Below are 13,087 nucleotides of genomic sequence, written 5' to 3'. Positions count from 1 at the left end.
GATTGTACAAGGGTTCAGGTTTCACCCCGGACGTACGTTCGACATGAGTAGCTGGAAATACATGATTCACCCAATATGAGACCAATTTGAGGAGGATTTTTCACAATGGAAATGTTAGCAGCAGCTTTAGCAGTAGGTTTGGGCGCACTGGGCGCAGGTATCGGTAACGGTCTGATCGTCAGCAAGACAGTAGAAGGTATCGCTCGTCAACCAGAACTTCAAGGTAAGCTTCAGACGACTATGTTCATCGGGGTAGGTATCGTAGAAGTTGTGCCTATCATCGGCGTAGTTATCGGCTTCTTGGCTTTCTTCAGCTAAGAATAACCGAGCTATATTTGGCGGGGAAGGCCTTTAAGCCCTCTTCGCCTTCGTTATGATTAATGGTGTAGATGGTTCAAGAAAGGAGAGGCAGCTATGCATTTTTTACCTGAATCAACAATAATTGCGATGGTGGCATTCGGAATCCTGTACTTCCTGCTGAGCAAGTACGCATTCGGCCCGTTGTTCGCTATTATGGAGCAGCGCCGTCAGATGGTTCTTGAGCAGATGAATACAGCTGAGTCAAGCCGCAAGCAAGCTGAGTCTTCCATGGAAGAACAGAAGCAAGCCCTTCAGCAAGCCCGCAAAGAGGCTTACGATATTATCGAGCAAGCTCGCGTAACGAGCACGAAGACAGCGGATGAGATTGTTCAATCTGCGAAGTCCGAAGCCACTCGTCTGAAGGACGATGCGCTTAGAGACATCGAGAGTGAGAAGAACAAGGCAGTTGCCGAGCTTCGCGGCGAAGTGGGCAGCATCTCCGTTAAGATTGCGTCCAAGATTATCGAGAAGCAGGTTGACGAGAAGTCACAGGAGCAGATCGTTAATCAATATCTGAAGGAAGTTGGAAGCAAATGAGCCGCGATGCGGTCGTAGCGAAGCGCTACGCTAAAGCATTGTTCGACATCGCTCAGGGACAAAGCCTCGTTAATGAGATTGAAGCCCAGCTTAAGCTGATTGTATCTGCTATCGAGGAGAACAAGGACCTCGGCAGATTCCTTGCCTCACCAAGCATCGGTACGGAACAGAAGATTGCCCTGCTGCGCGGAGCATTCGGAGATCAGATCTCGGTCATCCTGAACAACACGCTTGAGCTGCTTGTCACACGCGGCCGCCTTGATATCCTCTCGGACATCGCAGAGACGTTCACGAAGATTGCAGGCGAGGCGTTAGGCCAAGCTCAAGCTACCGTATATACAGCCCAGCTGCTGACAGACTCCGAGCTATCGGATGTTGCTGCACAGTTCGGTGCAATCTCGGGGAAGAAGATCCTTGCACAGCAAGTCGTTGAGCCTTCCCTGTTAGGCGGCATTCAAGTCCGCATCGGCAATCGTCTGTATGACGGAAGCCTGTCGGGTAAGCTTAGCCGTCTTGAGAAATCATTAAAATCACTAGCACTGTAGATAGGGGTGAACGAATTGAGCATTAGACCTGATGAAATCAGCACGCTGATTAAACAACAGATCGAACAATATAAATCCGAGATTCAAGTCGTTGATGTCGGTACAGTCATTCAAGTCGGTGACGGTATTGCCCGCGTTCACGGTCTTGAGAACGCAATGGCAGGCGAATTGCTTGAGTTCTCCAACGGTGTTGTCGGCATGGCCCTCAACCTGGAAGAGAGCAACGTCGGTGTCGTTATCATGGGACCATACAAAGGCATCCGTGAAGGCGACCAAGTGAAAAGAACCGGCCGTATCATGGAAGTTCCAGTAGGGGAAGCTCTCCTTGGCCGCGTTGTTAACGCACTGGGTGAGCCTGTTGACGGCAACGGCCCAATCAACACGACGCAATCCCGTCCGATCGAGTCTCCGGCTCCGGGCGTAATGGCTCGTAAATCCGTATTCGAACCGATGCAGACGGGTATCAAAGCGATTGACGCGATGATTCCAATCGGCCGCGGTCAGCGTGAGCTGATCATCGGTGACCGTCAGACTGGTAAGACACAGATCGCTATCGATACGATCGTTAACCAGAAGGACAACGACGTTATCTGTATCTATGTTGCCATTGGTCAGAAGCAATCAACGGTTCGTACGGTTGTTGAATCGCTTCGTAAGCAAGGCGCGCTTGATTACACAATCGTGGTAACAGCAAGTGCTTCCGAGCCTTCACCATTGCTCTACATCGCACCTTACACGGGCTGCTCCATGGGTGAGTACTTCATGTACAATGGCAAGCACGTTCTTGTCATCTACGATGATCTCTCCAAGCAAGCAGCAGCATACCGTGAGTTGTCCTTGCTGCTTCGCCGTCCACCGGGTCGGGAAGCTTACCCAGGTGACGTATTCTACCTGCACTCCCGTCTGCTAGAGCGTGCAGCTAAGCTGAACGATGAGCTCGGCGGCGGTTCCTTGACGGCATTGCCGTTCATCGAGACTCAAGCGGGTGATATCTCAGCTTATATCCCTACCAACGTAATCTCCATTACGGATGGTCAGATCTTCCTAGAGTCCGATCTGTTCTACTCCGGTCAGCGTCCTGCGGTTAACGTAGGTAACTCTGTATCCCGTGTAGGTAGCTCCGCTCAGATCAAGGCGATGAAGAAGGTTGCAGGTACCCTTAAGCTTGACCTAGCCCAATACCGTGAGCTTGCAGCATTCGCACAGTTCGGTTCTGATCTTGATAAGGTAACTCAGTCCCGTCTTAACCGCGGGGAGCGTACGCTTGAGATTCTGAAGCAGGGCGTTAACCAGCCGCTTCCGGTTGAGAGCCAAGTCGTATCCCTATATACGGTAACAAGAGGGCATGTTGATGATATTCCAGTAGCAGACGTTCGTCGCTTCGAAGCTGGTCTTCTGGATTACGTAGGGGCTAACAAGCCGGAGATTCTGGCTTCCATTCGTGATACGAAGGATCTGACTTCCGACAATGAGAAGGTTCTTGTCGAAGCAATCAAGACGTTCAAGAAAAGCTTTGCAGTATCCGTATAAATTGCAGAGCCGGACTTGATCAAGGGGCCCAAGCCCGGCATTAAGGTGGTGACAACGAATGGCTAAAGGAATGCGCGAGATTAAGCGCTCGATCAAGAGTAAGCAAAATACGAAGCAGATCACGAAGGCAATGGAGATGGTTGCAGCTGCCAAGCTGAGAAGAGCTCAGGAGGCGGCGGTTGCAGCTAGACCCTATACCGACAAGATCAAGGAAGTTGTTGCCAGCATTGCATCGAGCGGAGGCACGATTAAGCATCCCATGCTGCAGACCCGCGAGATTAAGCGGACGGCTTATCTAGTCGTCACTTCAGATCGCGGCCTCGCAGGTGGTTACAATGTGAACGTGCTTCGTAAGGTATGGACGGCAATCCAAGAGAATCACAAGTCAGCAGCCGAGTATGACATCTTCGTCATCGGACGCAAGGGCCGTGATTACTTCAAGCGCCGCAATGTCGAGATTGCAGGCGAGACAATCGGCTTGTCCGACTCGCCGAAATTCTCCGACATCAAGTCCGTAGCAGCAGCTGCTGTCAGCGGCTATGAGAATGGTGACTACGACCAGCTTCACCTGGTGTACAACCAATTCTATAATGCAATTACACAAGTACCGGTCATCAAGCAATTGCTTCCGCTGGATGCTTCACAGCTCTCCGGGGGATCCAAGTCCGACTACGAGTACGAGCCTTCGGCGGAGGAAGTGCTAGATGTACTTCTTCCTAAGTATGCGGAGACGTTGATCTACAGCTCCGTATTGGAAGGCAAGGCGAGTGAGTTCGGTGCACGGATGACGGCAATGGGCAACGCAACGAAGAACGCGACGAAGATGATTGCCGGCCTGACATTAACGTACAACCGTGCGCGTCAAGCAGCAATTACGCAAGAGATTGCAGAGATCGTCGGCGGAGCGAACGCGCAAGCATAGATATATGCAGAACATGAAGGAGGGACAGCAATGAGTAAGGGACGCGTAGTCCAGGTACTGGGACCGGTAGTCGATATCGAATTCGACAAGGGTCATCTGCCTGAGATTCTTAATGCGATTAAGATTGAACGTAAGGCTCAAGGTGAGAATGAGCGCGAGATCAGCCTGACCGTTGAAGTAGCGACTCACCTGGGCGACAACACGGTTCGCTGTGTTGCCATGTCTTCCACTGACGGACTAGTTAGAGGAACAGAAGCACTTGACCTGGGCCAACCGATTACTGTACCTGTTGGACCTGCGACACTGGGTCGTGTATTCAACGTACTAGGTGATCCAATTGATAACAACGGTGAGGTTGACCGCACGATTGTGAACCCAATTCACCGTCAAGCTCCTCCATTCGAAGAGCTGTCGACTCAACAAGAGATCCTTGAGACAGGTATCAAGGTTATCGATCTCATGGCTCCTTACTCCAAGGGTGGTAAGATCGGCCTCTTCGGCGGTGCCGGCGTTGGTAAGACGGTAACGATGCAAGAGCTGATCCACAACATCGCTCAAGAGCACGGCGGTATCTCTGTATTCGCCGGTGTAGGCGAGCGTACTCGTGAAGGTAATGACCTATACCACGAGATGAGTGATTCCGGCGTTATCGCTAAGACAGCAATGGTATTCGGACAGATGAATGAGCCGCCAGGCGCGCGTCTTCGCGTAGCTCTGACTGGTCTGACAATGGCTGAGTACTTCCGTGATCAGGAAGGCAAGGACGTGCTTCTGTTCGTCGATAACATCTTCCGCTTCACGCAAGCTGGTTCTGAAGTATCCGCCTTGCTAGGCCGTATGCCATCTGCCGTAGGTTACCAGCCAACGCTGGCAACTGAGATGGGTCAGCTGCAAGAGCGTATCACTTCGACGAAGAAGGGTTCCGTAACATCCATTCAAGCGATCTATGTACCTGCCGATGACTATACGGATCCGGCTCCTGCTACAGCATTCGCTCACTTGGATGCAACAACGAACCTTGAGCGTAACATCGCGGCTATGGGTATCTTCCCAGCGGTAGATCCGCTCGCTTCGTCATCCCGTATCCTGACGCCTGAGATTCTAGGCGAAGAGCATTACCAAGTCGCTCAAGGCGTGAAGAAGCTTCTTCAACGCTACAAGGAGCTTCAAGATATTATCGCCATCCTAGGTATGGACGAGTTGTCCGAGGATGACAAGCTGCTCGTACTGCGTGCGCGCCGGATTCAGTTGTTCCTGTCGCAGCCGCTGCACGTTGCTGAAGCTTTCAACGGCATGCCTGGCGTCTATGTACCGGTCAAAGAAACCGTCCGCAGCTTCAAGGAGATTCTCGAAGGGAAGCACGATGATCTTCCAGAACCGGCTTTCCATAACGTCGGATCGATTGAGCAAGCGGTCGAGAAGGCGAAGAAGCTGGCTCAAGAGGTTTAATTACCTTAGAGCTTAGGGAGGTAAGGTTATGAGCTCCTTTTTAGTAGAGATTGTTACACCAGAGCGCAAGGTGTACGCAGAGCAAGCAAGCATGGTTAGCGTGAAGGGTGCGGAGGGTGAGCTAGGTATTCTGCCTAACCACATTCCACTCGTAACACCGCTTCGCATTGCTCCTGTCGTCATTAAGCGCAATGGGCAAGAAGACGTCATTGCGGTGAACGGCGGCTTCATCGAAGTTCGCAAGGACAAGGTTGTCATTCTCGCTGAGAGCGCAGAGCTGCCGGAAGATATTAATATCGAACGTGCAGAATCCGCGAAGCAGCGTGCTGAACAGCGTCTATCCGCGAAGAAGAGTGAAGTTGACCAGCGCCGTGCAGAGCTCGCTCTGCAGCGTGCCCTGAACCGGATTAACGTCAAGCAAGGCTTGTAAGTCATGAATTGGAAGCGTCGCATCAGTCAGCTAGTCTGACCGTTGCGGCGCTTTTTTTGTTATGAGCTTGACCTAGTAGGAGTGGGAGAGCGGACGAGCGAATAAGGTGCATAAGTGCACCTGGATGGCCGAGTGAGTGGATAGCAAGCGTGAACGAGAGTCATCCTGAAGGAAGGGGATAGTGGGGCAAGGGGGTAAAAAAGGCACCCACCCGAGATTGGAGGTGAAGAGGAGCACCGGGGAGACTAGCCTACTGTTTTTACCAAATTTATACACAGGACCAAAAAACATAGCGCCAGCCTATGATATAATAGAATCATCCTGATATAAATGAGGAGGTGCCTGCCATGATTGATATTCATACGCACATCTTGCCCGGCATCGACGACGGTGCCAAAAATCTCGATGAAAGCTTCGATCTCGCCAGAGCAGCAAGCGATGAAGGAATTACAGATGTGATTGCCACTCCCCACCATTACGATGGGCGATTCAGCAATATTGCTCAGGACGTGAGAGATCGGGTTCAATCGCTGAACGAGAAGCTCCAGAAGGAGCAGATTCAGCTAACCGTTCATCCCGGACAAGAGATTCATGTACATAAGGAATTGTTGCTAGGAATAGAGAGAGGCACACTAACAACGTTAGCTTCTACATCCTACTTATTACTAGAGATGCCGCCAGCAAATATCCCTTCGTACTTGGAGGAGCTAATCTATGAGCTTAAGCTGCAGGGAAAACAGGTCATTATCGCCCACCCAGAGCGAAATGCTGAGGTGGCCAAGCAGCCGGAAAGGCTTGCTGAGCTCATTGAGGCTGGAGCCTATGCGCAGATGACGACCCACTCCCTCCTTGGCGGATTCGGCAGAGGGGTGGAGAGAACGGCTTGGAGCTTATGCAGGCAAGGACTCATTCATTATGTCTCATCGGATGCCCACCATCTGGATCGCAGAGGCTTCCGAATGCGGGAAGCCTACTTAAGGATTGAGAGCGAGCTTGGACGGGAGTGGTCGGACTATTACCAAGCCAATGCCAGAGGCTTGCTCAGAGACATTCGGCCTGGTGAGCAGCCGGAGCTGCTAGCTGCTCCGGCGCCGAATGGCTGGAGCAAGCTGAAGTCATGGCTTGGGAGAGCCTGAATCTATAGCTCAGCAACAGTCCCTGTTCCTGTCCCTGTCCCCATAACAAGAGCGAATGACCGCAGAACCTAATCAGGTTCTGCGGTTTTTGCTTGTTGTGCATACTTTTACCAAGGGGGAGTTATCCTATTGTGACAAGATGCGGTACGCAGGGGGGCGGACACATGAAGCCCAAGAAGAAGGAATCAGGCAAGGCGAAGGAGCTGGAGGAGAAGCAGCTAGGGGAATACGAGAGCAAGCTGATCTCAAGCAGCCTTCAGGGGAACATGGACTGGTTGAAGCAAGAGATGGGTGAGAGCGACGATCTCATCTTCCGTGAGCTGGAGCTCGAGGGAGGAGAGCAGACGCTGAGGGTGACAGTCATCCATGTGCAGTGTGTAGCGGATGATGAGAAGCTGGATGAATATGTAATCGGTGCACTGCAGAGCAGGAAGATTAGGTTAGAAGAGGAGGTCAAGCCTCCGCTGTCTGTCATTAAGAGTATGCTCGTGACGACAGGTCTGCTCGAGGAGTATAACAACTGGAAGGAAGCCTTCGCTGGACTATTCATTGGACGGGCTCTCATCCTAGTGGAAGGGGTCAATGTCGCTCTCGGCGCGAGCGTCCCAGGCGGTGCGAAGAGGGGAGTAGAGGAGCCTAAGACCCAACTGGTCATCCGAGGTCCAAGAGAGGGCTTCACCGAATCCATCCGCACGAACACTTCCTTAATTAGAAGGAAGATTCGTTCTCCCAAGCTATGGCTGGAGCAGCTAACCGTAGGGGAGATCACGCAGACTCCGATTGGTCTGATGTACATCAAGGGGCTAGCAGACGACAGCCTTCTTAGCGAACTCAAGAAGAGGCTTGGCGAGATTGAGATTGACGGCGTTCTCGAGTCCTCCTATATTGAGGAGCTTATATCGGATCAAGTATGGACGCCGTTCCCGACTCTATTCAATAGCGAGCGTCCAGACGTTATCGCGGCTGGCCTGCTAGAGGGCAAGGTGGCCATTCTCGTCGATGGAACACCGTTCGTATTGATGGTACCGGCTGTTCTTAATGTTTTTTTTCAATCATCAGAGGATTATTATCAGCGGTTCGATATTGCGACCCTAATACGCTTGCTGCGCTACGTATCCTTCTTCATCTCCTTAATGCTGCCCTCTGTGTATGTCGCAATTCTCGGATTCCATCAAGAGATGATTCCGACTCAGCTTCTGCTGAAGCTGGCCGCCCAGCGAGAGGGGGTCCCCTTCCCTGCCTATCTAGAGGCGTTCATCATGGAATTCGTCTTCGAGATTCTGCGAGAGGCGGTTATTCGTATGCCCAGCACCGTAGGAAGCACAATATCTATCGTAGGCGGTCTCGTCATCGGACAATCGGTCGTAGAAGCAGGAATTGTGTCGCCGGCAGTCGTCATTGTCGTCTCCTTGACGGCCATTACCAGCTTCGTCTCGCCTTCCTATAATCTTGCCATTGCCGCAAGGATGCTTCGATTCCTGCTGCTGGCAGCAGCCTCTACCCTCGGATTCTATGGCATCGCCTTGGTGCTGCTGTTCCTGGTGCTTCATCTCAGCTCGATCAGATCCTTCGGCGTTCCGTATCTCACACCATTCGCGCCAACGATACTAACCAACCTGAAGGATACGATCATTCGTGTTCCGATGTGGCAGATGAAGACGAGGCCGAAGCCGATGGCGGAACAGAATCCCGTCAGAGGGAATATGGACGCAGCCAAGCTGGAAGGGGAGGCCCCACAGGAATGAGCAGGCGGATTAGAATAGCGGCCCTGTGCAGTCTCCTCCTGTTCTCGGCGATAGCTGTGACAGGCTGCTGGGATCTTCGTTACCTGGACCGTATGGGAGTTGTGCTGGCGGTAGGCGTAGACAAGGATCCGACGGAGCGATACAAGATGAGAGTTACTGTCCAGGTTGTGCTTCCGCAGAGAGTAGCATCCAAGGACAGCGGAGGCGGAGGAGCACCAGTCATGACGGTAACGGATTCCGGCGATACGTTGTTCGAAGCCTTCCGCAAGATGACAGCGAAGACGTCTAGGAGATTGTTCTTCTCCCATGCACAGCTGCTTATCGTTGGTGAGAGTATGGCGAGAGAAGGCATCTACCCGCTGCTCGACCTGATTGAACGCAATCCGGAGATTCGCACGAACAGCTATGTGCTGAATGTCAGAGGCAGCTCCGCGCTTCAGATTCTGCAGCTCACGACAACGATGGAACAGATTCCAGCCTCACAGATTCATCAGTTGGTTGAAGTGACACAAGAGGCGCAGGGCGGCACTTATCCGGTAACGGTGCAGGAGCTGACCCGCATTGGCTCCTCTCAACAATTCGAGCAGGCGCTGATTCCGACTCTTGAGATTGAAGGAGACAAGTCGCAAGGGAACACATTAAGCAATATTGAGAAGATTAAGCCGAGCGCGTTCCCTAAGGTGGTGACGATGGCCGCTCTTCGAGACGGTAAGCTAATTGGCTATCTGAATCGCAAGGAATCACGAGGCATAGGCTGGTTGAAAAACAAAATAAAAAACACGGTCGTCAAAATCCCATGTCCGGATCTAGACGGCTATATTAGTATGGAAATCGGGAGCTCATCTGTAGAAGTCAAGGCTAAGCAGACGGATTCTCCCTATCCTGAGATGAATATGAAGATTCATCAGACAGGCAGCATGCACGAAATTATGTGTCCCAATGTCAATGTGTATGACGAGAAGGTGTTAGAGGAGGCAAGCCGCCTCACAGAGGAGGCTGTCAAGTCTGAAGTGAATGCGGCGATTCAGAAGGTACAGAAGCAGATGCGTGTCGATGTACTGGAATGGGGCCACGTTGTCTATCAGCAGCAGCCTCGCCTATGGAAGAAGATTCATCGCGATTGGGAGCAGATCTATCCGAAGGTGAAGCATAAGGTAGAAGTAATAACGACCATAACGGATGCAGGGGTAAGAGGCGAATCCGTTGTAAAGTGAGGGGCAGAGCATGGGAATTACAATAATTACTACAGCAGCGGTCCTCACGGGTGTGTTGACGGTTAGATGGAGGATGAGTCAGGGCAAGGGCGGGGAAGGCACAGCAGCATGCTTGCTGCTCCTCCTGGGAACGGTATTATCTGCTGCATTGCTGCTTCATGTACATGTACCGAACCCGACGAACATGGTAGGTTATGTGCTGAAGCCTATCTACACACCGATTAACAGATGGATCTATGAAGAGGTGTCTCCATGAACAGAGGGAGAACGATGAATGACGGCCTCATTAGCGCAGCGCAGTGGGGCAAGATGCTCTATCTGTTCGCTCTCGGCAGTGCCGCTCTCCTCATTCCTTCCGCTGTCATCTCCATCGCGAAGCAAGATGCTTGGCTGTCGATGCTGCTTACTGTACCCTTCAACTATCTCGTTATTGTATTGTACTTCGCATTAGCGAGCCGGTTCCCCAGCCTGTCTCTCGTGCAGATTCTGGAGAAGGTGCTTGGCCGGGCGGGCGGGAAGCTGGTAGCGGTTAGTTATATCTTCTTCTACCTGCTGCTCAGTGCACTCGTCTTAAGGAATATTACCGACTTCCTGGGCAGCTCTGTATTGCCGATGACCCCGCCTTGGTTCATCGCGGTTACGTTCATGAGCGTCATCGTGTATGGCGTCATGCTGGGAGTGGAGACGATCGCTCGAACAGGAGAGATTCTGTTCGTCTGGGCGGTGCTGGTCATCGGATTCATCTCTATCCTGCTGCTTAACCAGTTCCAGCTCAAGAACTTCGAGCCGCTGCTGTATACGGGTATCATGACGCCGATCAAAGGCATCTATCCCGTGCTCGGCTTCCCGATCGGAGAGTTCGTATTCATGGCGATGCTGCTTCAGCTGATTAAGCCGGAGGAGCGATCGAAGCTGAAGCGTACGGCTAAGCTGAGTGTCCTGATTATTGGAATCTCAAGTGTGCTCATAGCCATATTGCTCATAGGTGTGCTAGGAGCAGACTTGGTTGTACGCAGCCCGTTCTCGGTCTACGACATGGCGAAGCAGATCAACATTGAAGAGATTCTGGTCAGGGTTGAGATTCTGGTCGCTGTCGTATGGGTGAGTACGGTGTTCATGAAGCTGATCCTGTGCTTCTATGTGCTCACCTTAAGCACGGCTCATCTGCTCCATCTGTCCAGCTATCGTGCTCTCGTCGTGCCCTATGCCTTTATCGTATGCCCCCTGGCCGGCTATGTGTATCGTAATGCCGCCCATGCCAGGTGGTTCCAGACGGAGGTGTGGACGGTCTATTCGGTTGGGATGGGTTTCATCATTCCTCTCGCTGTGCTGATCCTTGCCAAGCTAAGAGGACTGAAGGAGCTGCCAGGAGACAAGCCGAAGGGAAGCCCTCCTCCAGTGGACACAGGGGAATCGGCCAAGACAACTCCATCATAGACGACAGTGACCGCATTTGTTAAAATAAGGGGGCAACGTTACCATGCGATTAACGGAGGCGATAAGGTGGAAGTCTACTTCAACAATTATGTCGTTGTCTCGCTATTTATCGGCCTTGGTATTTTGCTCCCTGTTGTTGCGCTGACTGTAGGCAAGCTGCTGCGTCCTAGCAAGCCTACGGATCCGAAGCAGTCTACCTATGAGAGCGGCAATGAGCCGGTTGGGGAAGGTCAGGTACGCTTCAATATCCGTTACTATTTGTTTGCGTTAATGTTCGTTATCTTTGATGTTGAGACCGTTTTCTTATACCCGTGGGCCGTTGCTTATGATAAGCTCGGCTTATTTGTGCTCGTTGAGATGGTTATTTTCACCGGAATGCTGCTCATTGGACTTCTATATGCCTGGAAGAAGAAGGTGCTAAGATGGAATTCAATCTAGAGTCGATTACGCTCGAGGAGCGCAAGGAGCTGGAGCGCAACGTATTCATGGGAACGCTGGAGCAGCTGAAGGCCTGGGCGCGGAGCAACTCGCTGTGGCCGCTCACCTTCGGGCTGGCATGCTGTGCGATTGAGATGATGGGCACGGGCGCTTCCCATTATGACCTGGACCGGTTCGGTGTGATGTTCCGGACGTCGCCGCGCCAGTCGGATGTCATGATTGTGGCCGGCACGGTGACGAAGAAGATGGGACCGCTGCTGCGCCGCCTGTATGACCAGATGCCGGAGCCGAAGTGGGTCATTGCGATGGGCTCCTGCGCGACGGCTGGCGGGCCTTATATCAAGTCGTACGCCGTCATTAAGGGTGTGGACCAGATCGTACCAGTGGATGTATACATACCAGGCTGTCCGCCTAACCCTGCTGCGCTGATCTACGGCATTAACAAGCTGCAGGAGAAGATTCGCTATGAAGCGAAGACCGGGAAGCGGGTGACCGGCCGATGAGGAGCGACGGGAAGGACGAAGGGAAAGCGCTTACGAAGGCGGTGGCTGAAGGCACCGCTGGCGTGGAGGGCGAAGCTGGGGGAGCGGGCGCGGCGGAGGCCGGCGGAGCGGCGGCAGCTGGCGAGGCTGTGAGCGGAGCGGGCGGAGCTGGCGAGGGAGCAGGTGAAGCTGTGAGCGGAGCTGGCGGAGCTGGCGAGGGAGCAGGTGAAGCTGTGAGCGGAGCAGGCGCGCCGCCCGTGGACGCGGAGCGCGAGGCGAAGCTGAAGGCGGCCGCCGAGGCCAGGGCTGCCCGAGCGGCGGCGAAGGCCGCGGAGGAAGCGCAAGCAGCGGAGGCTCCTGAGGAGCCGAAGCCGCCTTCACCGAAGCAGCCGCAGCTCGACCAGGCTGCGGCGCTGATTAGGGCGCTCGTCGCGGACGACGCGGTCGAGGAAGCGTACGTGAATGAGCTGAACAGCGATATGCCGACGCTGGTCATTAAGAATGAGCGATGGCTGCAGACGGCTGAGCTCATGAAGAGCCCGAAGGGCCTCCAGTGCAACTACCTGCGTAACCTGTCTGGCGTCGATTATGAGACGCATCTGGAAGTGGTCTACCACTTCGTGTCGCTAGAGACGAAGCTGGAATATGCCGTTAAGGTCCGCACGGATCGCGAAGCTCCCTCCGTTGCGTCTGTCACCCCGCTGTGGGCGACGGCGAATTGGAATGAGCGGGAGGTGTATGACTTGCTTGGTGTTACTTTTCACAACCACCCGGATCTGCGCCGCATCATGATGTCTGATGAATGGGTGGGGCATCCGCTGCGCAAGGACTATGAACCGTTAGACTCGGAGGTGTAAGGCTG

15 protein-coding genes are annotated in these 13,087 nt (G+C 53.0%); all 15 read left to right on the top strand.

Going from position 1 to position 13,087, the window contains the following annotated elements:
• Nucleotides 1-105: 105 nt before the first annotated feature.
• The 15 genes from atpE (at nt 106) to ACFO9Q_RS13775 (ending at nt 13,082) form a co-directional block, all read left to right on the top strand.
• Nucleotides 106-318, top strand: coding sequence for a F0F1 ATP synthase subunit C (gene atpE, locus ACFO9Q_RS13845; RefSeq protein WP_379182958.1), 213 nt, complete (start codon nt 106-108; stop codon nt 316-318).
• 96 nt (nt 319-414) lie between these two features.
• Nucleotides 415-897: a F0F1 ATP synthase subunit B gene (gene atpF / locus ACFO9Q_RS13840; RefSeq protein WP_379182956.1), complete on the top strand. Its 483-nt coding sequence runs from the start codon at nt 415-417 to the stop codon at nt 895-897.
• Nucleotides 894-1,442, top strand: a complete 549-nt coding sequence (locus ACFO9Q_RS13835) for a F0F1 ATP synthase subunit delta (protein ID WP_379182954.1) — start codon at nt 894-896, stop codon at nt 1,440-1,442. Before atpF ends, ACFO9Q_RS13835 begins: the two co-directional genes overlap by 4 nt.
• 15 nt (nt 1,443-1,457) lie before the next feature.
• Nucleotides 1,458-2,972, top strand: a complete 1,515-nt coding sequence (atpA, locus tag ACFO9Q_RS13830) for a F0F1 ATP synthase subunit alpha (RefSeq protein ID WP_379182952.1) — start codon at nt 1,458-1,460, stop codon at nt 2,970-2,972.
• A gap of 58 nt (nt 2,973-3,030) precedes the next feature.
• Complete coding sequence (gene atpG / locus ACFO9Q_RS13825) at nt 3,031-3,894, top strand: ATP synthase F1 subunit gamma (RefSeq protein WP_379182950.1); 864 nt, start codon at nt 3,031-3,033, stop codon at nt 3,892-3,894.
• Nucleotides 3,895-3,924: 30 nt separating this feature from the next.
• Nucleotides 3,925-5,343, top strand: coding sequence for a F0F1 ATP synthase subunit beta (gene atpD / locus ACFO9Q_RS13820; protein WP_379182948.1), 1,419 nt, complete (start codon nt 3,925-3,927; stop codon nt 5,341-5,343).
• 28 nt (nt 5,344-5,371) lie between these two features.
• Nucleotides 5,372-5,773, top strand: a complete 402-nt coding sequence (locus ACFO9Q_RS13815; RefSeq protein WP_379182946.1) for a F0F1 ATP synthase subunit epsilon — start codon at nt 5,372-5,374, stop codon at nt 5,771-5,773.
• Between the two features lie 347 nt (nt 5,774-6,120).
• A complete protein-coding gene (locus ACFO9Q_RS13810; RefSeq protein WP_379182944.1) occupies nt 6,121-6,909 on the top strand; it encodes a tyrosine-protein phosphatase in 789 nt (262 codons plus the stop codon).
• A 164-nt stretch (nt 6,910-7,073) separates the two neighbouring features.
• Entirely contained in the window at nt 7,074-8,654 is a 1,581-nt protein-coding gene (locus tag ACFO9Q_RS13805; protein WP_379182942.1) for a spore germination protein, read from the top strand.
• Nucleotides 8,651-9,868, top strand: coding sequence for a Ger(x)C family spore germination protein (locus ACFO9Q_RS13800; RefSeq protein WP_379182940.1), 1,218 nt, complete (start codon nt 8,651-8,653; stop codon nt 9,866-9,868). The genes ACFO9Q_RS13805 and ACFO9Q_RS13800 overlap by 4 nt, the downstream gene beginning before the upstream one ends.
• 10 nt (nt 9,869-9,878) lie before the next feature.
• On the top strand, nt 9,879-10,124 hold the full coding sequence (locus tag ACFO9Q_RS13795; protein WP_379182938.1) for a hypothetical protein: 246 nt from the start codon (nt 9,879-9,881) through the stop codon (nt 10,122-10,124).
• Entirely contained in the window at nt 10,121-11,305 is a 1,185-nt protein-coding gene (locus ACFO9Q_RS13790) for a GerAB/ArcD/ProY family transporter (protein WP_379182936.1), read from the top strand. Before ACFO9Q_RS13795 ends, ACFO9Q_RS13790 begins: the two co-directional genes overlap by 4 nt.
• A gap of 66 nt (nt 11,306-11,371) precedes the next feature.
• Entirely contained in the window at nt 11,372-11,743 is a 372-nt protein-coding gene (locus ACFO9Q_RS13785; RefSeq protein WP_379182934.1) for an NADH-quinone oxidoreductase subunit A, read from the top strand.
• Nucleotides 11,728-12,246 (top strand): NuoB/complex I 20 kDa subunit family protein, encoded by a 519-nt coding sequence (locus ACFO9Q_RS13780; protein WP_379182932.1) that lies wholly within the window; start codon nt 11,728-11,730, stop codon nt 12,244-12,246. The genes ACFO9Q_RS13785 and ACFO9Q_RS13780 overlap by 16 nt, the downstream gene beginning before the upstream one ends.
• Complete coding sequence (locus ACFO9Q_RS13775; RefSeq protein WP_379182930.1) at nt 12,243-13,082, top strand: NADH-quinone oxidoreductase subunit C; 840 nt, start codon at nt 12,243-12,245, stop codon at nt 13,080-13,082. Before ACFO9Q_RS13780 ends, ACFO9Q_RS13775 begins: the two co-directional genes overlap by 4 nt.
• The last annotated feature ends 5 nt before the right edge of the window (nt 13,083-13,087 follow it).

The organism is Paenibacillus sp. GCM10023252 (genome assembly GCF_042653305.1).
Lineage (GTDB): Bacteria > Bacillota > Bacilli > Paenibacillales > Paenibacillaceae > Pristimantibacillus.
The sequence above is the reverse complement of the archived record's forward strand: the minus strand, read 5'-3'. Positions and strand labels throughout refer to the sequence as shown.

Bases quoted from the DNA above. Each gene is read 5' to 3' on its own strand.
- atpE (WP_379182958.1), top strand. From the start codon at position 106: ATGGAAATGTTAGCAGCAGCTTTAGCAGTAGGTTTGGGCGCACTGGGC.
- ACFO9Q_RS13775 (WP_379182930.1), top strand. From the start codon at position 12,243: ATGAGGAGCGACGGGAAGGACGAAGGGAAAGCGCTTACGAAGGCGGTG.
- ACFO9Q_RS13780 (WP_379182932.1), top strand. From the start codon at position 11,728: ATGGAATTCAATCTAGAGTCGATTACGCTCGAGGAGCGCAAGGAGCTG.
- ACFO9Q_RS13800 (WP_379182940.1), top strand. From the start codon at position 8,651: ATGAGCAGGCGGATTAGAATAGCGGCCCTGTGCAGTCTCCTCCTGTTC.
- atpF (WP_379182956.1), top strand. From the start codon at position 415: ATGCATTTTTTACCTGAATCAACAATAATTGCGATGGTGGCATTCGGA.
- ACFO9Q_RS13810 (WP_379182944.1), top strand. From the start codon at position 6,121: ATGATTGATATTCATACGCACATCTTGCCCGGCATCGACGACGGTGCC.
- ACFO9Q_RS13815 (WP_379182946.1), top strand. From the start codon at position 5,372: ATGAGCTCCTTTTTAGTAGAGATTGTTACACCAGAGCGCAAGGTGTAC.
- ACFO9Q_RS13835 (WP_379182954.1), top strand. From the start codon at position 894: ATGAGCCGCGATGCGGTCGTAGCGAAGCGCTACGCTAAAGCATTGTTC.
- atpG (WP_379182950.1), top strand. From the start codon at position 3,031: ATGGCTAAAGGAATGCGCGAGATTAAGCGCTCGATCAAGAGTAAGCAA.
- ACFO9Q_RS13790 (WP_379182936.1), top strand. From the start codon at position 10,121: ATGAACAGAGGGAGAACGATGAATGACGGCCTCATTAGCGCAGCGCAG.
- ACFO9Q_RS13795 (WP_379182938.1), top strand. From the start codon at position 9,879: ATGGGAATTACAATAATTACTACAGCAGCGGTCCTCACGGGTGTGTTG.
- ACFO9Q_RS13805 (WP_379182942.1), top strand. From the start codon at position 7,074: ATGAAGCCCAAGAAGAAGGAATCAGGCAAGGCGAAGGAGCTGGAGGAG.
- atpD (WP_379182948.1), top strand. From the start codon at position 3,925: ATGAGTAAGGGACGCGTAGTCCAGGTACTGGGACCGGTAGTCGATATC.